Source organism: Streptomyces sp. NPDC041796 (genome assembly GCF_055590785.1).
Window position 1 is genome coordinate 61,655 of record NZ_JBVJAH010000021.1, and the last position, 23,931, is coordinate 85,585.

The window sequence follows — 23,931 nt, forward strand, 5'->3', positions numbered from 1 at the left end:
AACGACGCGACGGGCCGACGGGGTGTGTTCCCGTCGGCCCGTCGCGTTCGTGCGTGGCTCAGGCGTCGACCTTCGCCATGACGTCGTCGGAGACGTCGAAGTTGGCGAAGACGTTCTGCACGTCGTCGCTGTCCTCCAGCGCGTCGATCAGCTTGAAGATCTTGCGTGCGCCCTCTTCGTCCAGCTCGACCTGCATGGTCGGGACGAAGTTGGCGTCGGCCGAGTCGTAGTCGATGCCGGCCTCCTGGAGGGCGGTGCGGACCGCGACCAGATCGGTGGCCTCGCTGAGGACCTCGAAGCTCTCACCGAGGTCGTTGACCTCCTCGGCGCCCGCGTCGAGGACCGCGCCGAGCACGTCGTCCTCGGTCAGCTCACCCTTGGGGACGATGACGACGCCCTTGCGGTTGAACAGGTACGACACCGAGCCCGGGTCGGCCATCGAGCCACCGTTGCGGGTCATGGCGACGCGCACGTCGGAGGCGGCGCGGTTGCGGTTGTCGGTGAGGCACTCGATGAGCACCGCGACACCGTTCGGGCCGTAACCCTCGTACATGATCGTCTCGTAGTCGGCGCCACCGGCCTCGAGGCCGGCGCCGCGCTTGACCGCGGAGTCGATGTTCTTGTTCGGGACCGAGCTCTTCTTGGCCTTCTGGATGGCGTCGAAGAGGGTGGGGTTGCCATCGGGGTCGGCGCCGCCGGTGCGGGCCGCGACCTCGATGTTCTTGATCAGCTTCGCGAAGAGCTTGCCGCGCTTGGCGTCGATCACGGCCTTCTTGTGCTTCGTCGTAGCCCATTTAGAGTGGCCGGACATCTGCCTGTCTCCTTCGCGTAACCAATTTCTGAACGAACCCCAGAGATCCTACCGGGATCGGGTCAGGCCGCCGCGCGCACCATGTCGACGAACAGGGCGTGCACCCGGTGGTCGCCGGTCAGTTCGGGGTGGAACGACGTGGCGAGGGCATTGCCCTGCCGTACGGCGACGATGTGGCCGTCGTGCTCGGCGACGACCTCCGCCTGCGCGCCGACCGACTCGACCCAGGGTGCCCGGATGAAGACGCCCTCCACCGGACCGCCCTCGATGCCGGTGACCTCGACGGCCGCCTCGAAGGATTCGTTCTGACGCCCGAAGGCGTTGCGGCGGACGATCATGTCGATGCCGCCGAGCGTCTCCTGGCCCGAACGCGGGTCGAGGATCTTGTCGGCCAGCATGATCAGGCCGGCGCACGTGCCGTAGACGGGCATGCCCGCCTTGATGCGCTCGCGCAGCGGCTCCATGAGGCCGAACAGATCGGCCAGCTTGGAGATGGTGGTGGACTCGCCGCCGGGGATGACCAGGCCGTCGACCTCGGCGAGTTCCTCGGGGCGCCGGACCGGCCTGGCCACGGCGTCCGCCGCGGCCAGGGCGATCAGGTGCTCACGTACATCGCCCTGGAGAGCCAGGACACCGATGAGCGGAGTGGTCATTACCAGCCCCGGTTCGCGTAGCGCTCGGCCTCGGGGAGGGTGTCGCAGTTGATGCCGACCATGGCCTCGCCCAGGTTGCGGGACGCGTCCGCGATGATCTTCGGGTCGTCGTAGAAGGTGGTGGCCTTCACGATGGCGGCGGCGCGCTTGGCCGGGTCGCCGGACTTGAAGATGCCGGAGCCGACGAAGACGCCCTCGGCGCCGAGCTGGCGCATCAGCGCGGCGTCGGCCGGGGTGGCCACGCCACCGGCGGAGAACAGCACGACCGGCAGCTTGCCGAGCTCGCTGACCTCCTTGACGAGCTCGTAGGGAGCGCGCAGCTCCTTGGCGGCGGCGTACAGCTCGTTGTTGTCGAAGCCGCGCAGCTTGGCGATCTCGTTCTTGATCTGGCGCAGGTGGCGGACGGCCTCGACGACGTTGCCGGTGCCGGCCTCGCCCTTGGAGCGGATCATGGCCGCGCCCTCGGCTATGCGGCGCAGGGCCTCGCCCAGGTTGGTGGCGCCACAGACGAAGGGGGTGGTGAAGGCCCACTTGTCGGAGTGGTTGACCTCGTCGGCCGGGGTGAGCACCTCGGACTCGTCGATGTAGTCGACGCCGAGGGACTGCAGGACCTGGGCCTCGACGAAGTGACCGATGCGGGACTTGGCCATGACCGGGATGGAGACCGCGTCGATGATCTCCTCGATCATGTTCGGGTCGGACATCCGGGCCACACCGCCGTCCTTGCGGATGTCGGCCGGGACCCGCTCGAGGGCCATGACGGCGACGGCGCCGGCATCCTCGGCGATCTTGGCCTGCTCGGCGTTGACCACGTCCATGATCACGCCGCCCTTGAGCTGCTCGGCCATGCCGCGCTTGACGCGGGCGGTGCCGGTCTCGGGGGACTGCGGGGTGTTGATGGTGGACACGGATGACCTCACTCAAGAAACGGGGCGGTTTCAACTACACCGAGGAAACCGGGGCCACCCAGTCCACATCAAGGGCCAATAGTGAGCCGGTGGCTCGTTTTCCCGAGGTCAGCCGCTCCCGGGACGGTCCGCCAGGGCCGTCGGCGGCTCGTCGTCCATCTCGAAGGCCAGCGGGAACGGGGCGTGCCCGGCCAGCCGGAACCAGCGCACCTTGCGGTGCCGGCGCAGCGCCCTGGCCGCCCGTACGGCGTCGTTGTGGAACCGGCGGGCCATCGGCACCCGGCGCACCGCCGCCGCGAGCTCCCCGGCAGCCTGCTCGCCACCCGGGGCCTCCCGCACGGCCTCGACCTGCTCGGGCTCGCCGAACACCGCCCGCAGCGCCTGGCTCAGCTCGCTCTCGGCGACCTCCCGCTGCTCCTCCTCGGCCTGCCGGGCGGCGTGCGCGGCCTCGTACAGCACGATCGACGCGGCCGGGTCGAGCACGCCCGAGGTGGCCAGCTCCTGGGCGACCGAGGCGCGGCGCAGGAGCTGGGCGTCGAGCGCGGCGCGGGCGGCGTCGATCCGGGCGTGCAGCCGGTCGAGCCGCCCGGCGGTCCAGCTCAGGTAAAGGCCGATCGCGACCAGGCCGACGACGATCCAGATGAGGGTTTCGATCACGGGCGGAAGGCTACCCGGGCGCCGGCGCGTCCCCTTCCCACACCGACCGGTCGTGCGCGAACAGCACGCGCCGCGGCCCGAAGGCGGCGATCCGTTCCAGCCAGGGCGGCCACGGCCCGTCGGCCCCGGTGCCGCGGGCCATCTCGTCCGACGCGTACTGCGACGCGAAGTCGTACGCCTGCCCCGCGAGCACCACCGCGCCCTCCGCCCCGGACACGACCAGCGACTGGTGCCCGGCCGTGTGGCCCGGCGTCGGTACGACGTGGATCCCCGGCCACACCTCGGCCTCGCCGTCGAGCTCCTCGTACCGGGCGCCGGGGAAGTCGACCAGGGCGTCGATGGTGTAGTCGCCCGCGCGGGCGGTGGCCAGTTCGGTGCGCTGTACGAGGACGGGGCGGCCGGCGAGGAGCGGGTTGCCGCCGCAGTGGTCGAAGTGGAGGTGGCAGTTCACCACCAGGTCGATGTCGCCCGGGGTGACGCCCACGGCGGCCAGGGCCTCCGCGAGGCTCCGCCGCCGCGGCCGGTACCGAGCCTCCGCCTCCGGGTCACCCTCCCCGAGCCCGCTGTCGAACAGCAACAGGCCCCGCTCGTGCCGCACCAGATACGCGAGCACGGGCTCCACGCGCGGATGTGCGGTGCCCGCCTCGGCGGCTGAGCGGACGAAGTACCCCAGATCCAATCGGCGAATGTCCATGCGGCCCATGCTGACGGTCCCTGCCCGGCGTCCGGCAAGGGGTGGGGCCGTGCGGGTTCGTCCCCGCCGAGGAGGGGGGTCCCCCTGCTCGAGCGAAGCCGAGAGCTTGGGGGAGGCAAGGGGTGAGCTCCCTTTCCGTACCCAGGGCCGCCGGCCTCGAGGAGACGAGCCCGGAGGGGCCACGCCCCCAACCACCGAGGGTGGCCGCCGCTCGGGCACCGCCCCCGGCGAACCGGGAAAGGGCACCGCCCCGGGTGGAACCGCCACAAAGGCACCGCCCCAGGCCGCACGCCGTCCCGCCTCAGTCCCGCGCCAGCCCCCACCGGGCCCGCAGGCCGAGCCGCTCGTCGGTCGCCACCGACGCCGCGCCGTCCGTCACCGTCTCGTACACGGCCAGGATGTCCGCGCCGACCGTCGACCAGTCGAAGCGGCGGACGTGGGCGCTGCCGCGCTCCCGCAGCTCCTGGCGCCGGTCCTCGTCGCCGAGCAGGCGGATCGCCGTTTTCGCGAGCGCGTCGGCGTCCTCGTTGGCGAACAGCTCGCCCGCCGCGCCCTGGTCGAGGACCTGCGCGAACGCGTCCAGGTCGCTCGCCAGGACCGGCGCGCCCGCCGACATGGCCTCGACCAGGATGATGCCGAAGCTCTCCCCACCCGTGTTGGGCGCCACGTACACGTCCACGCTGCGCAACAGCCGCGCCTTGTCCTCGTCGCTGACCATGCCGAGGAACTCCACGCGCCGGCGCATGTCGGCCGGGAGCGACGCGACGGCCTCCTCCTCGTCGCCCCGCCCCGCGACCAGCAGCCGGGTGTCGGGGCAGGCGGCGAGGATCTTCGGGAAGGCCTTCATCAGGACCGGGAGGCCCTTCCGCGGTTCGTCGATCCGGCCGATGAAGCCGAGTGTGCCGCCCTGCCACTCCGCCTTCGGCTCGGCTGTGGCGAAGAAGTCGACGTCGACGCCGTTGGGGATGACGACCGCGTCGCCGCCGAGGTGCTCGACGAGCGTCCGGCGCGCGTACTCGCTGACCGCGATCCGCGCGCTGATCTTCTCCAGCGCGGGCTGGAGGATCGGGTACGCGGCGATCATCGCCCGCGACCGCGGGTTGGACGTGTGGAACGTGGCCACGATCGGGCCCTGCGCCGCCCAGCAGGACAGCAGCCCCAGCGACGGCGAGGCCGGCTCGTGGATGTGGATCACGTCGAACGTGCCGTCGTGCAGCCAGCGCCGCACCCGCGCCGCCGACAGGAAGCCGAAGTTGAGCCGGGCGACCGAGCCGTTGTACGGCACGGGTACCGCCCGCCCGGCGGAGACGACGTACGGCGGCAGCGGCGTCTCGTCGTCGGCCGGGGCCAGCACGGAGACCTTGTGGCCCAGCCGGATCAGGTGCTCGGCCAGGTCCCGGATGTGGAACTGGACGCCGCCCGGCACGTCCCAGGAGTACGGGCAGACGATGCCGATCCTCACGCGCCGGGTCCCTTCGCGGGGTCCAGGTCGGCGAGCCACAGCCGCTGGAGCATGTGCCAGTCCTCGGGGTGGTCGGCGATTCCGGTGGCGAACGCGTCGGCCAGGGACTGCGTCATGACCGCGGTCCGCTCCTGGCGCGTGCCCGTCAGCGGCACGTCCACCGGCGGGTGCACCCGCCCCTTCATCGTCGACGCCTCGTCGTACCAGAGCGTCACGGGCAGCAGCAGCGCGCCGGTCTGCTGGGCCAGCATCGCCGGTCCGGCGGGCATCCGCGCCGTCTCGCCGAAGAACTTCACCTCGACGCCCGACGCCGACAGGTCCCGGTCGGCGACCAGGCACACCAGCCCGCCCGCCCGCAGGCGCCGCGCCAGCGTCCCGAAGGCGGAGCCACCGGTGTGCGGCAGGACCTCCATGCCCAGCGACTCGCGGTACGCCACGAACCGGTCGTACAGCGTCTCCGGCTTCAGCCGCTCGGCGACCGTCGTGAACGGCACGCCCAGCGCGCGGGTGACCCACACGCCCGCGAGGTCCCAGTTGGCCAGGTGCGGCAGCGCCAGGACGACGCCCTTGCCCGCGGCCAGGCCGTCCGTCAGGTAGTGCACGTCCTCGATGCCGAACGCGTCCTTGACGCGCTTCGCGCTCCACGCAGGCAGCCGGAACGACTCCATCCAGTAGCGCATGTACGAGCGCATCCCGGCCTTGGACAGTTCCGCCAGCCGCTGTGGGGAGGCGTCCGGCACCACGCGCGCGAGGTTGGCCTCCAGGCGCAGCACCCCTTTGCCTCGCCGCTTCCAGGCCGTGTCCGCGATACGCCGGCCGAGCCCTGCCGCCACCGGTTCCGGCAGCTTCTTCACCACGGTCCAGCCGAGCCCGTACAGCGCGTCGGTCAGCCGGTCACCCACCGCACTCATGTCGCCTCACTCCCCCTGGCACCGGGCTCGCCCACCTCGTGGGAACCCGACGCCGCGTCCGCCTCCGCCGACTCGCGTCGTACCGTCACCACCCGCTGCCCCAGCGTCACCGCACTGCCCACGGCAACCAGCCACAGCGCGATCGGCAGCAGCACCTGGATGCCCGGCACACCGAACCCGTGCAGTCCGGCCAGGCCCGCCGCCACCAGGGAGACCACGAGCCGTTCCGCCCGCTCGACCAGTCCGTTGACGGCGACCGGCAGGCCGATCGACTCGCCGCGCGCCTTGGTGTACGACACCACCTGGCCGCTCGCCAGGCAGAAGATGGACACGGCACACAGCACATTGTCGTCGCCCTTGCCCGCGTACCACAGCGCGAAGCCGCCGAAGATCGCCCCGTCGGCGACCCGGTCGAGGGTCGAGTCCAGGAAGGCGCCCCAGCGGCTGGAAATCCCGGCCTGGCGGGCCATGTTGCCGTCCACCAGGTCGGAGAAGACGAACAGGGTGATGACGATCGTGCCCCAGAAGAACTCACCCCGGGGGAAGAAGACCAGCGCGCCCGCCACCACGCCGGCCGTGCCGATCAGCGTGACGGCGTCGGGGCTGACCCCGCGGCGGAGCAGAAACGCGGCGAACGGTGTGAGAACACGCGTGAAAAATGCACGCGCGTACTTGTTCAGCATGGCCTTCCCGAGGGGTCGGTGGGCCGCGCGGCCCCTACGGCCACCGGCTGGCCCATCGTAGCCAGGCAGCGGCACCCACCACCCCGGGGCACCCTGCTCCCGTCGCGGTGTCGGACGTATGGACGCAACCTGGCCTGAGTGGAAAGCTCGAAAGACGACCGCGGGCACCGCCGGAGCTGCCCAAGGAGGCTCCCCCGCGCCCGCGCCCCCCCACCTCCACCGTGCACCCGTGCACTCGCGATCAGGAGGAAGAATCATGGGCGACAAGGCGAACGCACACCCCGGGGCCGCCGGCAGGGCAGTAACGGCCGACCAGCCCTCATCGGTACGGAATGTGGTGCTGGTCGGCCACAGCGGATCCGGCAAGACGACCCTGGTCGAGGCCCTCGCGCTGACCGCCGGAGCGGTCAACCGGGCCGGCCGGGTCGAAGACGGCGGCACGATCTCCGACTACGACGAGATCGAACACCGCCAGCAACGCTCCGTACAGCTCTCCCTCGTCCCCCTCGAATGGGACGGGTACAAGATCAACGTGCTGGACACTCCGGGATACGCCGACTTCGTCGGGGAGCTCAGGGCCGGTCTGCGTGCCGCGGACGCGGCCCTCTTCGTCGTCTCGGCCGCGCAGGAGGCCGACGCGATCGCCGGCTCCTGCCGCATGGTGTGGGAGGAGTGCGCGGCGGTCGGCATGCCCCGCGCCATCGTCGTCACACACCTGGACACCGCGCGCGTCGACTTCGACGAGCTGACCCGGGTCCTCGCCCGGATCTTCGGCGGTGACGACCCCGACGCCATCCTGCCGCTCTACGTCCCCGTACTGGGACCGCAGACGCCCGACGGGCACGCGCCCGCGACCGGGCTCGTCGGACTGCTCACCCAGAAGATCTTCGACTACTCCTCCGGCGAACGGAAGGAGAACCCTCCCGACGACGCCCAGCTCCCGCTCATCGCGGAGGCCCGCAACCGTCTCATCGAGGGCATCATCGCCGAGAGCGAGGACGAATCCCTCATGGACCGCTACCTCGGCGGCGAGGAGATCGACCTCAAGACCCTCATCGACGACCTGGAGAAGGCCGTCGCCCGGGGCAGCTTCCACCCGGTCCTCGCCGCCGCGCCCGCCGCACCCGGCGGGAAACAAGGCCTGGGCACCGTGGAGCTGCTGGACCTGATCACCCGGGGATTCCCCACACCCCTGGAGCGTGAGGCGCCCGCCGTCACCACCCCCGACGGCACACCTCGCCCCCGGATCACCTGCGACCCGGACGGGCCGCTGGTCGCCGAGGTCGTCAAGACCTCCTCCGACCCGTACGTCGGCCGGATCTCGCTGGTACGGGTCTTCTCCGGATCCCTCCGCCCCGACGAGACCGTCCACGTCTCCGGACACGGCCTCGCCGACCGGGGCCACGAGGACCACGACGTCGACGAGCGGATCGGCGCGCTCTCCGCGCCCTTCGGCAAACAGCAGCGGCAGCTGAACCGCTGCATCGCCGGCGACCTCGCCTGCGTCGCCAAACTGTCCCGCGCCGAGACCGGGGACACGCTGTCCGCCAAGGACGACCCGCTCCTGATGGAGCCCTGGACCATGCCCGATCCGCTGCTGCCGCTGGCCATCCAGGCGCACAGCAAGGCGGACGAGGACAAACTGTCCCAAGGGCTCTCCCGGCTCGTCGCGGAGGACCCGACCATGCGCCTCGAACAGAACCAGGACACCCACCAGGTCGTCCTGTGGTGCCTGGGTGAGGCGCACAAGGACGTCGCGCTGGAGCGGCTGCGCAACCGGTACGGCGTGCAGGTCGACGTCGTCCCGCACAAGGTGTCGCTGCGCGAGACCTTCGGCGGCAGGGCCGCGGGGCGGGGACGGCACGTCAAACAGTCCGGCGGGCACGGGCAGTACGCCATCTGCGAGATCGAGGTGGAGCCGCTGCCGCCCGGTTCGGGCATCGAGTTCGTCGACAAGGTCGTCGGCGGTGCCGTGCCGCGTCAGTTCATCCCGTCCGTGGAGAAGGGCGTACGCGCCCAGGCCGCCAAGGGCGTCGCGGCCGGCCACCCGCTCGTCGACGTGCGGGTCACCCTCCTCGACGGCAAGGCGCACTCGGTCGACTCCTCCGACGCGGCGTTCCAGACGGCCGGCGCCCTCGCGCTGCGCGAGGCGGCGGCGGACGCCCGCATCGACCTGCTGGAACCGGTCGCCGAAGTGCAGGTCCTCGTACCGGACGAGTTCGTCGGCCCCGTGATGAGCGACCTGTCCGGCCGGCGCGGGCGCGTCATCGGCACCGAACAGGCGGGGCAGGGCCGGACGCTCGTACGGGCCGACGTGCCCGAGATCGAGATCGGCCGGTACGCCGTCGACCTCCGCTCCATCTCCCACGGCACGGGCCGGTTCGACCGCGCCTACGCCCGCCACGAGGCGATGCCCCCACAGGTCGCCGAGAAGGTCCGTGAACGCACCGAGAGCTGACCGCCGTTTGCCGTGCCGCCCGCCCAACTCCGTTGCGGCGGGCGGCATTCTGCCAGTCCGCCGACGCATGGCCGACCCCCTCGATAGGCTGTAGTGCCCAGCTCAGCAGGTGTGCGGAGCACAGGGGTTGGGAACAGACCGCAGTGCGGACACACGCGGCGATGGGGGCGGCGAAGTGACAATGGACAGTTTCGGCCCCGGGGCACAGGTCCCGCTCCAGGGCTCGGCCGGACAGACCGTGGCGACGCACGCGCTGGCCTCGGCCGCGTACCGGGAGAACGTCGAGGTCGAGGAGATCCTCAAGGCCAACAACGAATGGCACGAGTCGACCGTCACCAAGGGCAAGTTCTCGCTCTTCAAACCGACCCTCGGCGAGGCGTTCTCCCGTGCCGTCCAGGTCCGGATGCTCGGCGGTGCCCGCAAACCGCTCATCCAGTCCTTCGGCACCGAACCCCAGCCGGTCGTCGAGCACTGCCTGGCCGCCACCAACATCCGCAAGCAGCGCGACAAGCGGCTCACCCTCATCACCCTGGTCTTCGGCGTGCTGTTCCTGCCCGGCACGCTGGTGTGGCTGACCGTCTTCCAACTGCGCCGCACCCTGGCCGGAGGCGCCTCCGGCAAGCGCTCCGGGGCGATGGGCTCCCTGCTGCTCGTCGGAGTCGGCATCCTGGCCGTCCTCTTCCTCTTCCGGTTGCCCTTCACCGGCATCCCGGCGCTCTACCTCCGCGCGATGTTCATCGCCCCGGTGATCGGCTGGTTCCTGGCCAAACGGATCTGTGAGGCGACCGCGAAGGACCTGCGAGCCCGCTGGGACTCCCTGCTCAGCGGAGGTGGCGGCATCGGCCCCAAGATCCCCGAGGCCGTACCGCACGATCCCAACGAGACCGCCGCCGAGGAGCTGCGCCAGCAGCTGGAGAAGCTCACCGCCGAGCAGCGCTCCAACGTGGTCTTCTACGCCGGCCCCAAGGGCATTCTCGGCATGGGCACCCGCTGGGGAAGCTGGCACCTCGCGGAGGAGCTCGTCCCCAAGGAGGGCAAGGAGATCCACGCCTTCCGCACCTGGGACGTCATCCGTCCCATCCACGACGAGCTCAAACTGCTGGAGCGCGGCACCCTCAAGACCGGCTTCCCCACCCCGTCCGTCCACCACTGGATCGTCACCCCCGTCGGGGAAGGGGCGAAGGAGGTCGCCCGGCCCGAGGGCGAGGACATCGTGGCGTACCAGGTCAAGCCGCACGAGATACAGCGCATCTGCAACGAGAACCAGTTCGGCAAGGGCAACCGCCACTACCTGGGCGTGCAGTTCGTCCTGTGGGACGGGCAGCTGGTCCTCACCATGATGGTCACCGTCACGGCGCTCCTGCACACGCTCCGCATCGAGGTCACCGGTCACGCCCTCGGCCCCGTGCACGGCCTCTTCACGACGAAGCCGGAGCCCAAGAAGAAGACCGTCTCCAAGACCGTCCGGTTCTGGGAGACCAAGGAGATCCCGCTGCCGCTGATCGACAACGACGAGGTCGTACGTCTGGCGGTCCGCGCGCCTTTGACCTGGTTCCCGCCGGTCCTCGACTTCCTCGGCGGCAAGCTGGTCCTGCCCGAGCCGTTCGGCCTGCGGCACGCCTGGGCCTCCCAGCCCTGGCGCCACCGCTTCATGGCCGACGACGCGATCCGCGCCGCCACGCCGGTCATGCGGGCCGTGCACACCGCGACCATCAAGATGCTCGACGAGCACGGCGTGGACACCGAGCGCTTCAGCAACCGGTCGATGGTGCTCAGCGGCATGGTCCAGGACCCGATGCCGAAGAAGGCGGACACCTACGACGCGTGAGCGGACCCTGTCCGGCCGGTCCAGCCCTGATCGGGCCCGATCGGCCGGAGGGGACCTAGGCGGTGGGCCACGCCTCGGCCAGCATCCGGCGCGTGTCGCCGAGGAGCTGGGGCAGCACTTTGGTGTGGCCGACGACCGGCATGAAATTGGTGTCGCCGCCCCAGCGCGGCACGATGTGCTGGTGGAGATGGGCGGCGATCCCGGCGCCGGCGGATGTGCCCTGGTTCATGCCGATGTTGAAGCCGTGCGCGCCGGACGCCGTCCGCAGCGCGCCCATCGCCTGCTTGGTGAGCTGCGCCAGCTCGGCCGTCTCGGCGGCGTCCAGGTCCGTGTAGTCGGCGACGTGCCGGAACGGGACGACCATGAGGTGCCCGCCGTTGTACGGGTACAGGTTGAGCACGGCGTACACCGTCTCGCCCCGGGCGATGATCAGACCGTCCTCGTCGGACTTGGCCGGGATGGTGCAGAACGGACAGCCGTCATCGGCACCGGGACCGGTGGGCTTGTTCTCCCCCTGGATGTACGCCATCCGGTGGGGCGTCCACAGGCGCTGGAACGCGTCAGGCGTCCCGACTCCGATCTGCTGCTCCGGCTCAGTCGTCATGAGAGCCAGCATATTCGCCGCCGGTGGAGCCGGAACCGCCGAGGGGCGGCCCCGGCAATCGGGACCGCCCCTCGGCGACGACGTCACACCTGGACGCGACGCTCCACGACGTCGGCGATCTTCGCCAGCGCCTCCTCGCGCGGGATGCCGTTCTCCTGCGAGCCGTCGCGGTAGCGGAAGGAGACCGTGCCCGCGTTCATGTCGTCGTCACCGACGATGATCATGAACGGGACCTTCAGCTTCTGGTGGTTGCGGATCTTCTTCTGCATCCGGTCCGAGGACGCGTCCACCTCGACCCGCAGGCCCTTCTTCTTCGCCTCGGCGGCGAACTCCTGGAGGTAGTCGACGTGGGCGTCGCCGATCGGGATGCCGACCGCCTGCACCGGGGCCAGCCACGGGGGCATGGCGCCCGCGTAGTGCTCCAGCAGCACCGCGAAGAACCGCTCGATCGAGCCGAACAGGGCGCGGTGGATCATGACCGGCCGCTGCCGGGAGCCGTCCGGGGCGGTGTACTCCAGGTTGAACCGCTCCGGCAGGTTGAAGTCGAGCTGCACGGTCGACATCTGCCAGGTCCGGCCGATGGCGTCCTTGGCCTGGACGGAGATCTTCGGGCCGTAGAAGGCCGCGCCGCCCGGGTCCGGGGTCAGGGGCAGGCCCTGCTTCTCGGCCACCTGCCGCAGGGTCTCGGTGGCCTCCTCCCAGATCTCGTCCGAGCCGACGAACTTCTCCGGGTCCTTGGTGGACAGCTCCAGGTAGAAGTCGTTCAGGCCGTAGTCGCGCAGCAGGTTCAGGACGAAGGTGAGCGTCTTGTCGAGCTCCTCCGCCATCTGCTCCTTGGTGCAGTAGATGTGCGCGTCGTCCTGGGTGAAGCCACGGGCGCGGGTCAGGCCGTGCACGACGCCGGACTTCTCGTACCGGTACACGGTCCCGAACTCGAACAGGCGCAGCGGCAGCTCACGGTAGGACCGGCCGCGCGCGTCGAAGATCAGGTTGTGCATCGGGCAGTTCATGGGCTTGAGGTAGTAGTCCACGCCCTCGTCGAGCTGCATGGGCGGGTACATGCCCTCGGCGTACCAGTCGAGGTGACCGGAGGTCTCGAAGAGGCGGCCCTTGGTGGCGTGCGGGGTGTAGACGAACTCGTACCCCTCCTCCTCGTGCCGGCGGCGCGAGTAGTCCTCCATGACGCGGCGGATGATGCCGCCCCTGGGGTGGAAGACGGCGAGGCCGGAGCCGATCTGGTCCGGGACGGAGAAGAGGTCCAGCTCGGTGCCGAGGCGGCGGTGGTCGCGCTTCTCGGCCTCGGCGAGGAAGTCCAGGTGGGCCTTGAGCTCGTCCTTGGACGGCCACGCGGTGCCGTAGATGCGCTGGAGCATCGGGTTCTTCTCGCTGCCGCGCCAGTAGGCCGCCGCGTTGCGCATCAGCTTGAACGCCGGGATGTTCCGGGTGGTCGGCAGGTGCGGGCCCCGGCAGAGGTCCTTCCAGCACAGCTCGCCGGTCTTGGCGTCGAGGTTGTCGTAGATGGTCAGCTCGCCGCCGCCCACCTCGACGTCCGCGCCGTCGTCACTGGACGCGGAACCCTTGATGCCGATGAGCTCCAGCTTGTACGGCTCGCCCGCCAGCTCCTCCCGGGCGGCCTCGTCGGTGACCACACGGCGGGAGAAGCGCTGGCCGCGCTTCTGGATCTCCTGCATCTTCTTCTCGATGGCCTTGAGGTCATCGGGAGTGAAGGGGCGCTCGACGTCGAAGTCGTAGTAGAAGCCGTCCTTGACCGGCGGACCGATGCCCAGCTTGGCCTCGGGGAACAGCTCCTGCACGGCCTGCGCCATCACGTGCGCGGTGGAGTGGCGCAGGATGTTCAGGCCGTCCTCGGAGGAGATCTCGACCGGCTCGACGGTCTCGCCGTCCTTGATCTCGTACGCCAGGTCCTTCAGCTCGCCCGCGACCCGGGCGGCGACGATGGTGCGCTCACCGGCGAAGAGCTCGGCAGCCGTAGTGCCCGTCGTCACCACGCGCTCTTCCCGCTCGGAATCGCGTTGGATGATCACACGGACGTCTGACACCGGTCTCTCCTGACTGAAGGGGAAGCGCCGCGTTCAGCTCGCGCACGCCGTACCGCATGGTACCGAGCCGCCCGGCCCGCCCGCGAAACGGTTTCCCCCTCCCCACGCCTCAGTCCCCCGGCCCGCACGCCTCCCCGAAGAAGCCCAGGTTCTCGTGGAGCGACTTCATCAGACGGTCCCGCTCCGCCTCGTCGACCTGCACCGGCACCACCCCGGAGGCGTCCGTGAGCCGCCGGAAGCCGCCCCGGCTCTCCAGCCGGCCCGCCACCCGGATGGGCAGCCCGACCAGGTGCGCGTGTCCGGCCGTGCGGTAGGAGTCCTCGTCCAGCGCCACCCGTACGTGCGGCACCTCCGCCCCGGCCAGCACGCGCAGCCGCACCGTGCCCGCCCCGCGCGGCCCCGAACGGCGCATCCGTACGACCGTCCCGGTGATGCGCACCGGGACGGACGGCTCGTCCTGGAGGTACCGGGCGCCCGCCTCCCGCAGCGCGGGCAGGTCGCCCGGCGAGAACTCGACCGGCTCGGGCCGCGCCGCGCACCCCTCCGGTACGCCGGCGGCGGGCGCCCACGCCAGAGCGATCCGGGCCCCTTCGGTGCCACGGACGAGGGAGATCAGCGCCTCGGTCAGCTCCCGGCTGACGCCCGCCTCGACGGCGGAGTCGAACGCGTCGGGCCTGCCGGTGGCCCGCTGGTAGTCGACGGCCTCACGGGCGGCGTGCAACGCGTGGTGGAGCCGTGCCGTGACCGCCCGGCCGGGGTCGACCGGCACGAACGCGGTGAGGCCGCGCCCGCCCTGGACGTTGCCGACGAGGACACCCTCCAGCGAGGCCTGGGCCTGCCGCCGGTGCCGGGCACCGTGGTAGCCGGTGCGGCCGCGCACCGCGAGCGCCCCGGCCAGGAGGACCTGCCGGGCGGCGGAGCGGAGCTGCTCCTGCACGGTCCACGAGACGGTGCCGGACGGCCCCTGGGGGACGTCCCGCCACCAGCGGACCTCGTCGCTCGGCACGGTCAGGCCGACGAGGACCTCGCGCGCGGAGGGCGCGGCACAGCGGGACAGCGCCGTGAGGGCCTCGCCGATGAGGTCCTCGCAGTCGGGGAAGGCGCTGCTCTCGGGGACCAGGAGGCTGGTGGCACCGGCGCCGGGGCCGGGCGGGGTCCAGCGGCTGTAGCGTCCGGGGGCTCCACCGCGGCGGCGCCAGCCGTGCCGGTCCAGCAGGGCGCCGAGCACGCGGGGGTCTATCTGGGCGGGGTCGAGTGGGCCGCCGGGGGCCGGAGGGGCGTGGGGGATCGTGGGGTGCGGCCGCATGGGCTCGTCGATCGGCCGGTGCATCAGGGTCTTCCTCCCGCCCCGACCCGGGTCATGATCTCGCAGAGCGCCCGGTCGTCGAATATCCGGTTGGTGGGGATACGCACGGTGGTGCGGCGCCTGCCGGTGACCGGGTGGCCCGCGAGGTTGGTCCAATAGCAGCAGTGCCGCAGATCGAGACGGTCGTGGCCTGCGCGCAGCCACTCCTCCTGGGTCCTGGGCACGATCATCACGACGAGGATCTTGTGCACCGACACGGGGGTGCGGGCGAGCTTGACCAGGTGGTCGTTGTCGAGGGTGAAGGAGAACGTGGGGCCCGGCGGGCGGGGCGGGATCTGGTAGGTGCATTTGAGCTGCACCTTGATGGTGACCTCGTCGTCCACGGTGTGCCCGGGGGCGCTGTGGCTGACGTGCCAGTCGATGCCGTTGTCGGGAAAGGGCTGGGAGAGCGAGCACCCGGCGGCGGCCGCGACCGCGTGGAGATAGCCCACTTGGAGGGTCTCCATGCAGGCGGTGGTGGCGAGTGCGCCCCGCAGCGGTGCGATCTGCTGGGGCAGCAGCCCACCGGGTTCGGGCTGCGCGAGCGCCATGGCTCCTCATGCCTTCCAGGCCGGCGACGGGGCGTCAGTTCGACGGCCCCTCACCTGTGTTGTCACCACGTTGCGTACGGTGCAAACGGCGCGGGTATCACCGTTTCGGGCAGGGGGATCACGCCATCTGCCGGGCACGCGCGAGGAGTTCGGGGTATGACGCTCTGGTATGAGGGACCCCTGGTCGCATTCGACACGGAGACCACGGGAGTTGACGTCGAGCGGGACCGGATAGTGTCGGCCGCCGTCGTCGTCCAGGACGCGGCGGGCGGACGGATCCGGTCCACCCGGTGGCTGGTGAATCCGGGCATACCGGTCCCGCCCGCCGCGACCGAGGTGCACGGCCTGACGGACGATCACCTTCAGCGCAACGGGCGCTGGCCTTCGCCCGTGATGGAGGAGATAGCGCGGCAGTTGGCCGAGCACTGCGCGGCGGGCCGGCCACTGGTGGTGATGAACGCGCCGTTCGACCTGACGCTCCTGGACCGGGAGCTGCGCCGGCACCGCGCCTCGTCGCTCTCCCGGTATCTGCAGAACGTCCCGCTGTGCGTGCTGGATCCGCGCGTGCTGGACAAGCATCTGGACCGGTACCGCAAGGGCCGCCGCACACTGACGGACCTGTGCGCCCAGTACGAGGTGGAGCTGGAGGGCGCGCACGACGCGGCGGCCGACGCGGCGGCGGCGCTGGAGGTGGTCCGGGCGGTGGGGCGCCGGTTCGCGTCCCGTCTGGAACGGCTGTCGCCGGCGGAGCTGCACACCCTGCAGGCGGTGTGGCACGCCGCCCAGGCGCGGGGCCTGCAGGCGTGGTTCGCGCGCAACGGTTCACCGGAGGCGGTGGATCCGGCGTGGCCGCTGCGTCCGGAACTGCCGGCGGCGGCCTGACGAGGACGGTCCGACGCGCCCGGCCGGGAAAGCGTGAAGGCCGGTCCGTGAGTCACGGACCGGCCTTCCCCGGTGGGCGATACTGGGTTCGAACCAGTGACCTCTTCGGTGTGAACGAAGCGCTCTCCCACTGAGCTAATCGCCCGGGAACGCACTGAACCATACAGGTCCGGGCCCGTTTCCTTCAAACCGCATGGACGTGCGCGGCCAGCCCGCGGCGTCCCGCTCGCATCATCAGCGCGTGGTTGGCGAGGAAGAAGGGCCGGCCGGGCACGGCGAGGCGGCGCATCAGCGGTTGCCGGACGTCGACCTCCTGCTCGTAGACGGCTCGTGTGCCGCCCCGGGCGGGCGAGGTGAGGGTCCAGCGGGCCCACCCCTCGAGGTCGCCCGCGAGCGCGGTCTCCAGGACGCGCGCCACGGGGTCACGGCGCCGTTCGGTGAGGGTGACGACGATCTCGTACGGCAGGAAGGACCGGAAGCGGGCGGTGCCCGTGCGCTCGTCGAGCCGGGTCACCTCGCGCACCTGCGGCCACCAGGAGGGGTACTCCTCGGGCCGCTCCAGGACCGCGTAGACGGTGTCCGGCGCAGCGGGCACGTCCCAGACACTGCGGAAACGGTAGTGGCACCAGTTCATGGGGCAAGTCTGCGCCGGTGGCCCGTACTCATGGCGCATCTGAGTACCCACGCTCATGCCGGGCGATGTGGTCCGGGCCACACTCCGCTCATGAACACTGTGCCGTCACCGGCCGCGGAGCTGGTGATTCTGGACCGCGAGCTGGCCCAACTCGACGCCCGCCGCGCCCATTTGCTGGCCCGCAGGGCCTGGCTGCTGAGCGTGCTGCACGCACCGACGGCGGCGCCGGCCGCTCCGCCCGGTCCCGTCGCCGAGACCGCGCCGCGCAGTGCGCAGAACGTGCTGCTGACGCTGGGCGGTGTGCTGCTGGCGGTCGCCGCGGTGGCCTTCACGCTGGTCAGCTGGGGGCATTTGGGCATCGGTGGCCGCTTCGCGGTGCTCGCCGTGGTGACGGCCGGCACGCTGGCCGCGCCCGTCGTACTGCTGCGCCGCCGACTGGCGTCGACGGCGGAGGCGGTGGCGTCGCTGGGTCTGCTGCTGACGGTGCTGGACGCGTACGCGGTGCACCGGGTGGCGCTGCCGGCCATGGACGCGGTGGGGTACGCGGCGGTCGCCTCGGCCGTACTGGCGGCGCTGTGGGCGGTGTACGGCGTGGGCGTGGGCGGGCTGCGGGTCCCGCTGCCGGTGGCGGTGGTCGCCGGACAGCTGCCGTTGCCGCTGTGGGCACTGGCGTCGGACGCGGATGCGCTGACCGTGTGCTGGGCCCTGCTGGCGACGGCCGGGCTCGACGGGGCGGTGGCCCTGCGGGCCCGGCGGGGTGCCGTCCGGGTGGTGGCGGCCGTGGCGGCCTGTGTGACGGGCGGGTGGGCCGTGACGGCCGCCGCCTGGTTCTCGGTGCTGGGCGGCGGGGCCGGACCGGCGGGGTTGCTGCTGGTCGCTGCGGCGCTCGCGCTGTACGCGGCATGGCGCGCCCCGGCCGGGGCGGAGGCCTGGGCCGTGGCGTCGGCGGTGGCGGCCGGGCTGGTCGCGGTGGCCGGTGGCGGCGGGCTGGTGCGGGAGGCGCTGCCGGAGGTGTGGGCGGCACCGGGGGCGTGGGCCGTGCCCGGGTACCTGCTCGTGGCGGTGGCGGTGTGGGCGGGCGCGGTACGCGGCGGGGTGCCGCGGGGAATGCGGCGCGGCCTGCTGGGTGCGTCGGCGGGCGTGCAGGCGCTGGCCGTGGCGTGGGCGCTGCCGCAGGTGGCGGCTCCGCTCTCGGGCGGCCGGCCGGGCGTTTCCTGGTCGGTGGTGGCCGTGCTGGTGACGGTCGCCGGGGTTCTGGCATCCCTGCGGTTCCTGTGGGCGCGCTGCGGGGCGCTCGCCCTGGCGTGGGCGGCGGGGATGTCCCTGCCGGAGGCCCTGTCGCTGCCGTACGCGGCCACGTCGGCGGCCCAGTTGACCCTGACTGCCGCCTTCCTGGCCTTGGCGGTACGCCCGTCCGCGCTGACCGCCCACGTGGCCGGAGAGCCGGAGGCGGAGGACGTGCTCGGCGGCGCGGCCCTCGGCGGGGCGCTGCTCGGCGCGGTGGTCGTGACGGTCGGCGCGTGGGGTACGGACACGGCTGCGGTCACCGTCCTGGGGGCGTTGGGCGCCCTCCTCGCCGGCGCGGCGGTCCTCGGCGGCGGACCGCGCCGGGCGGTCGCGGCGTGTTCCGCCGTGGTGGCGGCGACCGGCTTCGTGTGCGCCGTCGCCGCGGCGGTGGACCTCCCGGCGCACCAGACCGGCGTGGCCCTGGTGGCCGTGCCGGTGGCGACGGCGGCACTCGGGGCGTGGCTGCGTCACCGGCCGGTCGCGGTGCCGGTCGAGCTGACGGGCGCGGCGGCCGGTGCCCTGGCGGTCGGGTTCGCGTCCACGCACCTGACCGTCCTGGCGCTCGTGCTCGCCCTGTGCGGTGTGGTGGCGACCGCCACGGCGCTGCGCCCGGAGCGGCGCCCGGTGGCCGGGTACGCGGCCACGGCGCTGTTCGTGACGGCGGCCTGGGTGCGGCTGGCCGCCTCGGGGGTGTCCGCCCCGGAGGCGTACACACTGCCGGTGACGGTGCCCGCGCTGGTGGTGGGCGTGCTGCGCCGGCGCCGCGACCCGGAGGCGTCGTCGTGGACCGCGTACGGTCCGGGGCTGGCCGCGACCCTGCTGCCGAGCCTTGCCGCGGCGTGGGGCGACGCGGGCTGGCCGCGTCCGCTGGCGCTCGGACTGGTGGCGCTCGCCGTGACGCTGGCCGGTGCCCGGCTGCGGTTGCGGGCGCCGCTGCTGCTCGGCGGAGCGGTACTGGCCCTGGACGCGCTGCACGAGCTGGCGCCGTACGTCGTCCAGGCGGTCGGCGCGCTGCCGCGCTGGTTGCCGCCCGCGCTGGCCGGTCTGCTGCTGCTCGCGGTGGGCGCGACGTACGAGCAGCGGCTGCGCGACGCCCGGCGCCTCCGTGACGTCCTGGGCCGGATGGGCTGACCGGGGGACGCCGAAGGCCCCGGAGACGGATGGTCTCCGGGGCCTTCGGTCCGGGTGGTGGGCGATACTGGGTTCGAACCAGTGACCTCTTCGGTGTGAACGAAGCGCTCTCCCACTGAGCTAATCGCCCGGGCGCACGGCAAACATTACCGCATGTCAGCCTGTGCCCAGGACCACCCTGTGGGGCCGCCGTCAGATGTTCCAGGGCAGGGCGAGCCCGTACTTCCAGAGGTACACACCGATCAACACCGCCATGATCACCAGACCGACGGTGGTGAGGATGATGTTGCGCCGCCGGACCTTCGGGTCGAGTGCGCGCTGCGCGGCCTCGGTCACTTTCCGCTTGGTCCAGCGGAGCACCAGCTGCGCCCAGACGAACTCGGTCGCCCAGATCGCCATGCCGCCGAAGATCACCACCCAGCCGGGTCCTGGCAGCACCAGCATCGCGGCACCGGCGGCCACGACCGCGAGGCCGACGACGAAGACGCCGACCTGCCAGCTGACGTGGAGCGTCCTGCGCGCCTTGATGAAGGCGGGCGCCCGCGAACCGAGTGCCGGTTCCACGGTCACCTCTTCCGTCACGTCCCCCGTGGCGGGTGCTGTGGTCACCGGTCGGGCGACCTTGCCCCGCTCGTCACTCTCCGCATTCATGAGGCCCAACCTACCCGACGAAGACCGAGGACCGGAATGGATGCATAACTGCCGCTTGCACACCGCCATACGAGGTACCTCAAGGGCCACAAAACAGACAGAGGGGTTTACAACGGCACCGTAGGTGGCATGTCGATTTCGCCGACGTGCGAATCCCCGAGCGCACACTGAGCGAAAGGCCCTGGCGCTTATGAACACCACGGTCAGCTGCGAGCTGCACCTGCGCCTCGTTGTATCGAGCGAGTCCTCACTGCCTGTACCGGCGGGCCTGCGGTATGACACGGCCGATCCCTATGCCGTGCACGCCACCTTCCACACCGGAGCCGACGAGACGGTCGAGTGGGTGTTCGCCCGCGACCTCCTCGCCGAAGGGCTCCACCGCCCCACAGGCACCGGCGACGTCAGAGTCTGGCCGTCCCGCAGCCACGGTCAGGGCGTCGTCTGCATCGCGCTGAGCTCCCCGGAGGGCGAAGCCCTGCTCGAGGCCCCCGCGCGCGCCCTGGAGTCGTTCCTGAAGCGGACCGACGCCGCGGTGCCGCCCGGCACCGAGCATCGTCATTTCGATCTCGACACGGAGCTCTCGCACATCCTGGCCGAAAGCTGAGGCCAGGCCGCCAGCCGCACGGCGCCGTCCGACTCGGGGCGACGGCGCCGCGCGGAGAGCTCGCACGGCCGTGAACGGCCGGGTACGGCGACACCGGCGCCGTCATCGCGGAAACCACCGCGGTGACGGCGCCGGCGCCGTTTCCGGCCGTCCGGCACCGCGCTCCCCCGGACACCGCCCCGGTGCCCGCGGCACGAGCCGCTAGAGTCTGCGCACATCCGGCGGGCGCCCGCCCGCGGCAGGCCAGGGAGCGAATCGTGCTGATCCCTCACGACACCCGGATCGCGCTCGACACCGTCGTCGATCTGCTGAACACCGCGCCCGAAGGCGGACAGGGGGACGGGCTCAGGGACGTCGCGGCGCTGTACGCCTTCGTACGGGACCACGACGTCAGTGGGGTCGGTCAGCTCGGCGAGCAGGACCTGCGGGCCGTACGCGACGTACGAAAACGATTCGCCGACGTATTCGCCGCGCCCGACGCGCGGGACGCCGCCGAGCTGATCAACCAGCTGGTGGCCGCCGCGGGCACCACACCCCAGCTCACCGACCACGACGGCTACGACTGGCACGTGCACTACTTCGCGCCGGGCGCGTCGGTGGCCGACCACCTGGCCGCCGACTGCGGCATGGCGCTCGCGTTCATCGTGGTGGCCGGTGAGCAGGAGCGACTGCGCCACTGCGAGGCGCCGGACTGCGGGCGGGCCTTCGTCGACCTGTCACGGAACCGCTCGCGCCGCTACTGCGACAGCCGTACCTGCGGTAACCGACTCCATGTGGCGGCGTACCGGGCCCGCCGCAAGGAGGCGGCGGCCGGCTGAGCCGGGACCCGTCAGCCCCGCGCTCACAGGACGAACAGATCGTGGACGGCCGCCATCAGCAGCAGGCAGCCGATCACCGCCAGGAAGATCATCAATGGCGGCTGGGAGAGGGCGAACAGGCATCCGCGTCGCTCCTCGAAGGCCGGGTCGGTGGCATCGGTGGGGGCGGGGGTCGACTCCCGCGAGGTTTCGAGCATCTCGGTGCCGATCATGGCGCAGCGGAGCGCCCCGTGAACGGCGAACGCCGATGATCGGCAAGGGAGTTCACCCCATCCCGTGGCCCCTGCTCAGATGCCGTGCTTCTTCAGGATGGCCTCGATGTCGCTGAAGTCGTCGGCCGGCTTGGCGGTGGCCCGGTCACCGGCCTTCAACGGCGGCGCGGACGCGGCCGGCGCGACCGGCCGCCGCCCGTCCTGACGGCCCTGAACCTTGCGCTCCTTGCGCTCCTTGCGCGTGGAGCCGCCCCGGCGCCGCTCGACCGCCCGGGTCGTCATGAACAGCGCCCAGGCCACTCCCAGGACGGCGAAACCGGCCCACGCCACCGGGCTGAAGGCGGTCCCGGCCAGCCACTCCACGGTGCCGGTCATCACCAGACCGGCCGGCACGAGCGCGTACGCGGCGATACGGGTCGCGGCGAGGAACCTCTTGCGGTACGCGGTGATCGCCGCGATGGCCAGCCCGGCCGCGGACGCGGCGGAGCAAATCGTCTCGGCAAGCATCCGGTCCTCCAGGCGGGCGTGGGGCGGTACGTCCCTTCCATCCTGCACCGCGCGGGCACCCCGGGGCCATGGCGCCCACCGGCTCGGGCAAGGATCTCCGGGACATCTCCGGGGCCCGCCTCCTCCCCAGGTCCCGGTTGGGGCGCCGCCCGCCCTCCTGGAAGACTGGCCCCATGAGCGACTCCACCACCGACCGCACCGCACCGCCCGTCGTCCTCGACGTCTGGTGCGAGCTCCAGTGCCCCGACTGCCACGCCGCCCTGGAGGACCTGCGCACGCTGCGCGCCCGGTACGGGGACCGGCTGGACGTGCGGCTGCGGCACTTCCCCCTGGAGAAGCACAAGCACGCCTACGCCGCCGCGCAGGCCGCCGAGGAGGCGATCGCGCAGGGGCGGGGCTGGCCCTACGTGGAGGCGGTGCTGGCCAGGAACGACGAGCTGGCGGCCGAGGGCGAACCGGTACTGATCGACACGGCACGGGAACTGGGCCTGGACGCCGAGGAGTTCGACACGGCCCTCATCGACGGCCGCCACCTGCTGATCGTGGACGCCGACCAGGCGGAGGGCAAGGCGATCGGCGTCACCGGCACCCCCACGTACGTGATCGGCGGCGAGCGCCTCGACGGCGGCAAGAGCCAGGAGGGGCTCCGCCGGCGCATCGAGGAGATCGCCGACCGTCTCCTGGCCGAACCGGGCGGTCAGCTCTAGGAGCTCAGAGCAGCGGCTTGAAGGCGTGGACGCGCGTCGTCCGGTAACCGAGCGACTCATAGAGCCCGATGGCCGGGGCGTTGCCCGCGAAGACGTGCAGCCCGATCCGGCGCTCCCCCGCCGTCAGGGCGATCCGCTCGGCGAGCAGCATCAGGGCGCGCCCGTACCCCTTGCCGCGCTGGTCGTCGGCGACCTCGATGTCGTACACGAACGCGCCGACCTCGCCGGGTGTCAGCTCCAGGCGGCCGGTCCACAGGTGCCCGACGGGAGCGTCGTCGTGGACGGCGACGTGGAACGTGGCGCCCTCCGTGGCGAGCCCGTCGGGCAGGTACTCGCGGCGGCTCGCCTCGGCCCTCGCCCTCGCCTGCTCCTCCGGAACGCCGTGCTCGGCCCAGCTGCGCGCGAAGCGCTCCATGGACCGGACCTCCCAGTCCTGGTACTCCGCCGCCGTCATGGTCCTGACCGCGACGTGCGCGGGCAGCTCCGGTGGCGGCCCGGTGAGGTCCTTGGCCATGTTGCGGCTCCGCTCGGTGTAGCCGAGGGCGGTCGCCATGCGCAGCGCCATGGTGGCGTCGGCCGGTACGGAGACCGAGACCTGCTCGCATCCCCAGCCCCGCAGGACCTCCTCGGCGGCGAGCGCGGCCACCGTGCCGCGGCCCCGCCGCCGGTCCGGCTCGTCGATGTGGAGCGCCCGGATCACTCCGGCCGCCCGCCGCCCGGTCCCGGGCAGCGTGCCGAGCTCGACGGCGCCCACGCGGCGGCTGTTCACACAGACGTCGTAGGTGCGCGATCGGGCGCCGTCGGGGGTCTGCTGGAGCGGCCCGGCCGGCCGCAGGGTGGTGGTCATCGCCAGTCTTCTACCCACCCCGCGAC

24 protein-coding genes and 2 tRNA genes are annotated in these 23,931 nt (G+C 72.0%); 7 read left to right on the top strand and 19 right to left on the bottom strand.

Annotated elements, in window-relative coordinates; all coding sequences use genetic code 11:
- Positions 1 to 58 precede the first annotated feature (58 nt).
- The 8 genes from ACZ6C1_RS31760 to pgsA all read right to left on the bottom strand — a co-directional run bounded on the left by ACZ6C1_RS31760 (position 59) and on the right by pgsA (position 6,779).
- Positions 59 to 811: a YebC/PmpR family DNA-binding transcriptional regulator gene (locus ACZ6C1_RS31760; RefSeq protein WP_073758118.1), complete on the bottom strand. Its 753-nt coding sequence runs from the start codon at positions 809 to 811 to the stop codon at positions 59 to 61.
- Between the two features lie 62 nt (positions 812 to 873).
- Positions 874 to 1,464: a pyridoxal 5'-phosphate synthase glutaminase subunit PdxT gene (gene pdxT / locus ACZ6C1_RS31765; RefSeq protein WP_469245681.1), complete on the bottom strand. Its 591-nt coding sequence runs from the start codon at positions 1,462 to 1,464 to the stop codon at positions 874 to 876.
- A complete protein-coding gene (pdxS, locus tag ACZ6C1_RS31770; RefSeq protein ID WP_351823329.1) occupies positions 1,464 to 2,372 on the bottom strand; it encodes a pyridoxal 5'-phosphate synthase lyase subunit PdxS in 909 nt (302 codons plus the stop codon). The genes pdxT and pdxS overlap by 1 nt, the downstream gene beginning before the upstream one ends.
- Positions 2,373 to 2,480: 108 nt before the next feature.
- Positions 2,481 to 3,029 carry a LemA family protein gene (locus ACZ6C1_RS31775; RefSeq protein ID WP_469245683.1) on the bottom strand — a complete coding sequence of 183 codons (549 nt, stop codon included), beginning with the start codon at positions 3,027 to 3,029 and terminating at the stop codon, positions 2,481 to 2,483.
- Between the two features lie 10 nt (positions 3,030 to 3,039).
- Entirely contained in the window at positions 3,040 to 3,732 is a 693-nt protein-coding gene (locus tag ACZ6C1_RS31780; RefSeq protein ID WP_469245685.1) for an N-acyl homoserine lactonase family protein, read from the bottom strand.
- Positions 3,733 to 4,024: 292 nt separating this feature from the next.
- Positions 4,025 to 5,185, bottom strand: coding sequence for a glycosyltransferase family 4 protein (locus ACZ6C1_RS31785; protein WP_469245687.1), 1,161 nt, complete (start codon positions 5,183 to 5,185; stop codon positions 4,025 to 4,027).
- Positions 5,182 to 6,096 carry a phosphatidylinositol mannoside acyltransferase gene (locus ACZ6C1_RS31790; RefSeq protein WP_469245689.1) on the bottom strand — a complete coding sequence of 305 codons (915 nt, stop codon included), beginning with the start codon at positions 6,094 to 6,096 and terminating at the stop codon, positions 5,182 to 5,184. The genes ACZ6C1_RS31785 and ACZ6C1_RS31790 overlap by 4 nt, the downstream gene beginning before the upstream one ends.
- Positions 6,093 to 6,779, bottom strand: a complete 687-nt coding sequence (gene pgsA, locus ACZ6C1_RS31795) for a phosphatidylinositol phosphate synthase (RefSeq protein ID WP_469245690.1) — start codon at positions 6,777 to 6,779, stop codon at positions 6,093 to 6,095. Before pgsA ends, ACZ6C1_RS31790 begins: the two co-directional genes overlap by 4 nt.
- Before the next feature lie 256 nt (positions 6,780 to 7,035).
- Here pgsA and ACZ6C1_RS31800 point away from each other — a divergent pair, with 256 nt between their 5' ends.
- Together ACZ6C1_RS31800 and ACZ6C1_RS31805 are read left to right on the top strand one after the other, a co-directional pair.
- On the top strand, positions 7,036 to 9,237 hold the full coding sequence (locus tag ACZ6C1_RS31800) for an elongation factor G-like protein EF-G2 (RefSeq protein WP_469245692.1): 2,202 nt from the start codon (positions 7,036 to 7,038) through the stop codon (positions 9,235 to 9,237).
- 181 nt (positions 9,238 to 9,418) lie between these two features.
- Positions 9,419 to 11,065 (top strand): hypothetical protein, encoded by a 1,647-nt coding sequence (locus tag ACZ6C1_RS31805; RefSeq protein WP_469245752.1) that lies wholly within the window; start codon positions 9,419 to 9,421, stop codon positions 11,063 to 11,065.
- A 55-nt stretch (positions 11,066 to 11,120) separates the two neighbouring features.
- Here the strand turns inward: ACZ6C1_RS31805 and ACZ6C1_RS31810 are convergent, their stop codons facing one another.
- The 4 genes from ACZ6C1_RS31810 to ACZ6C1_RS31825 form a co-directional block, all read right to left on the bottom strand.
- Positions 11,121 to 11,681 carry an HIT family protein gene (locus ACZ6C1_RS31810; RefSeq protein ID WP_469245694.1) on the bottom strand — a complete coding sequence of 187 codons (561 nt, stop codon included), beginning with the start codon at positions 11,679 to 11,681 and terminating at the stop codon, positions 11,121 to 11,123.
- A 71-nt stretch (positions 11,682 to 11,752) separates the two neighbouring features.
- Complete coding sequence (gene thrS / locus ACZ6C1_RS31815; RefSeq protein WP_469245696.1) at positions 11,753 to 13,729, bottom strand: threonine--tRNA ligase; 1,977 nt, start codon at positions 13,727 to 13,729, stop codon at positions 11,753 to 11,755.
- A gap of 109 nt (positions 13,730 to 13,838) precedes the next feature.
- Entirely contained in the window at positions 13,839 to 15,059 is a 1,221-nt protein-coding gene (locus ACZ6C1_RS31820) for a hypothetical protein (RefSeq protein ID WP_469245698.1), read from the bottom strand.
- The gene (locus tag ACZ6C1_RS31825) at positions 15,059 to 15,625 is read right to left on the bottom strand and encodes a DUF4365 domain-containing protein (protein WP_469245700.1); all 567 of its coding nucleotides are present in this window, start codon (positions 15,623 to 15,625) and stop codon (positions 15,059 to 15,061) included. Before ACZ6C1_RS31825 ends, ACZ6C1_RS31820 begins: the two co-directional genes overlap by 1 nt.
- A gap of 156 nt (positions 15,626 to 15,781) precedes the next feature.
- Here ACZ6C1_RS31825 and ACZ6C1_RS31830 point away from each other — a divergent pair, with 156 nt between their 5' ends.
- Positions 15,782 to 16,507 carry an exonuclease domain-containing protein gene (locus ACZ6C1_RS31830; RefSeq protein WP_469245701.1) on the top strand — a complete coding sequence of 242 codons (726 nt, stop codon included), beginning with the start codon at positions 15,782 to 15,784 and terminating at the stop codon, positions 16,505 to 16,507.
- A 73-nt stretch (positions 16,508 to 16,580) separates the two neighbouring features.
- Here the strand turns inward: ACZ6C1_RS31830 and ACZ6C1_RS31835 are convergent.
- Positions 16,581 to 16,652: transfer RNA gene (locus tag ACZ6C1_RS31835), tRNA-Val, on the bottom strand.
- A 39-nt stretch (positions 16,653 to 16,691) separates the two neighbouring features.
- A complete protein-coding gene (locus tag ACZ6C1_RS31840) occupies positions 16,692 to 17,141 on the bottom strand; it encodes an SRPBCC family protein (RefSeq protein WP_469245702.1) in 450 nt (149 codons plus the stop codon).
- A gap of 90 nt (positions 17,142 to 17,231) precedes the next feature.
- Here ACZ6C1_RS31840 and ACZ6C1_RS31845 point away from each other — a divergent pair, with 90 nt between their 5' ends.
- Positions 17,232 to 19,559, top strand: a complete 2,328-nt coding sequence (locus ACZ6C1_RS31845) for an SCO7613 C-terminal domain-containing membrane protein (RefSeq protein ID WP_469245704.1) — start codon at positions 17,232 to 17,234, stop codon at positions 19,557 to 19,559.
- A gap of 55 nt (positions 19,560 to 19,614) precedes the next feature.
- Here ACZ6C1_RS31845 and ACZ6C1_RS31850 read toward each other — a convergent pair.
- Positions 19,615 to 19,689 (bottom strand) — tRNA-Val (locus tag ACZ6C1_RS31850).
- A gap of 62 nt (positions 19,690 to 19,751) precedes the next feature.
- Positions 19,752 to 20,210, bottom strand: a complete 459-nt coding sequence (locus tag ACZ6C1_RS31855) for a TIGR02611 family protein (protein ID WP_469245706.1) — start codon at positions 20,208 to 20,210, stop codon at positions 19,752 to 19,754.
- Between the two features lie 190 nt (positions 20,211 to 20,400).
- Here ACZ6C1_RS31855 and ACZ6C1_RS31860 point away from each other — a divergent pair, with 190 nt between their 5' ends.
- The gene (locus ACZ6C1_RS31860) at positions 20,401 to 20,814 is read left to right on the top strand and encodes an SsgA family sporulation/cell division regulator (protein WP_351823368.1); all 414 of its coding nucleotides are present in this window, start codon (positions 20,401 to 20,403) and stop codon (positions 20,812 to 20,814) included.
- Between the two features lie 257 nt (positions 20,815 to 21,071).
- Positions 21,072 to 21,632, top strand: a complete 561-nt coding sequence (locus ACZ6C1_RS31865; RefSeq protein WP_469245709.1) for a CGNR zinc finger domain-containing protein — start codon at positions 21,072 to 21,074, stop codon at positions 21,630 to 21,632.
- A gap of 23 nt (positions 21,633 to 21,655) precedes the next feature.
- Here the strand turns inward: ACZ6C1_RS31865 and ACZ6C1_RS31870 are convergent, their stop codons facing one another.
- Together ACZ6C1_RS31870 and ACZ6C1_RS31875 are read right to left on the bottom strand one after the other, a co-directional pair.
- Positions 21,656 to 21,844: a hypothetical protein gene (locus ACZ6C1_RS31870; RefSeq protein WP_469245762.1), complete on the bottom strand. Its 189-nt coding sequence runs from the start codon at positions 21,842 to 21,844 to the stop codon at positions 21,656 to 21,658.
- Positions 21,845 to 21,919: 75 nt separating this feature from the next.
- Entirely contained in the window at positions 21,920 to 22,351 is a 432-nt protein-coding gene (locus ACZ6C1_RS31875; RefSeq protein WP_469245754.1) for a hypothetical protein, read from the bottom strand.
- Positions 22,352 to 22,524: 173 nt separating this feature from the next.
- On the opposite strand from ACZ6C1_RS31875, the gene ACZ6C1_RS31880 reads away from it, so the two are divergent.
- On the top strand, positions 22,525 to 23,058 hold the full coding sequence (locus ACZ6C1_RS31880; RefSeq protein WP_469245711.1) for a DsbA family protein: 534 nt from the start codon (positions 22,525 to 22,527) through the stop codon (positions 23,056 to 23,058).
- Between the two features lie 4 nt (positions 23,059 to 23,062).
- On the opposite strand, the gene ACZ6C1_RS31885 is transcribed toward ACZ6C1_RS31880, so the two are convergent.
- The gene (locus ACZ6C1_RS31885; RefSeq protein ID WP_469245713.1) at positions 23,063 to 23,905 is read right to left on the bottom strand and encodes a GNAT family N-acetyltransferase; all 843 of its coding nucleotides are present in this window, start codon (positions 23,903 to 23,905) and stop codon (positions 23,063 to 23,065) included.
- Positions 23,906 to 23,931: the final 26 nt, after the last annotated feature.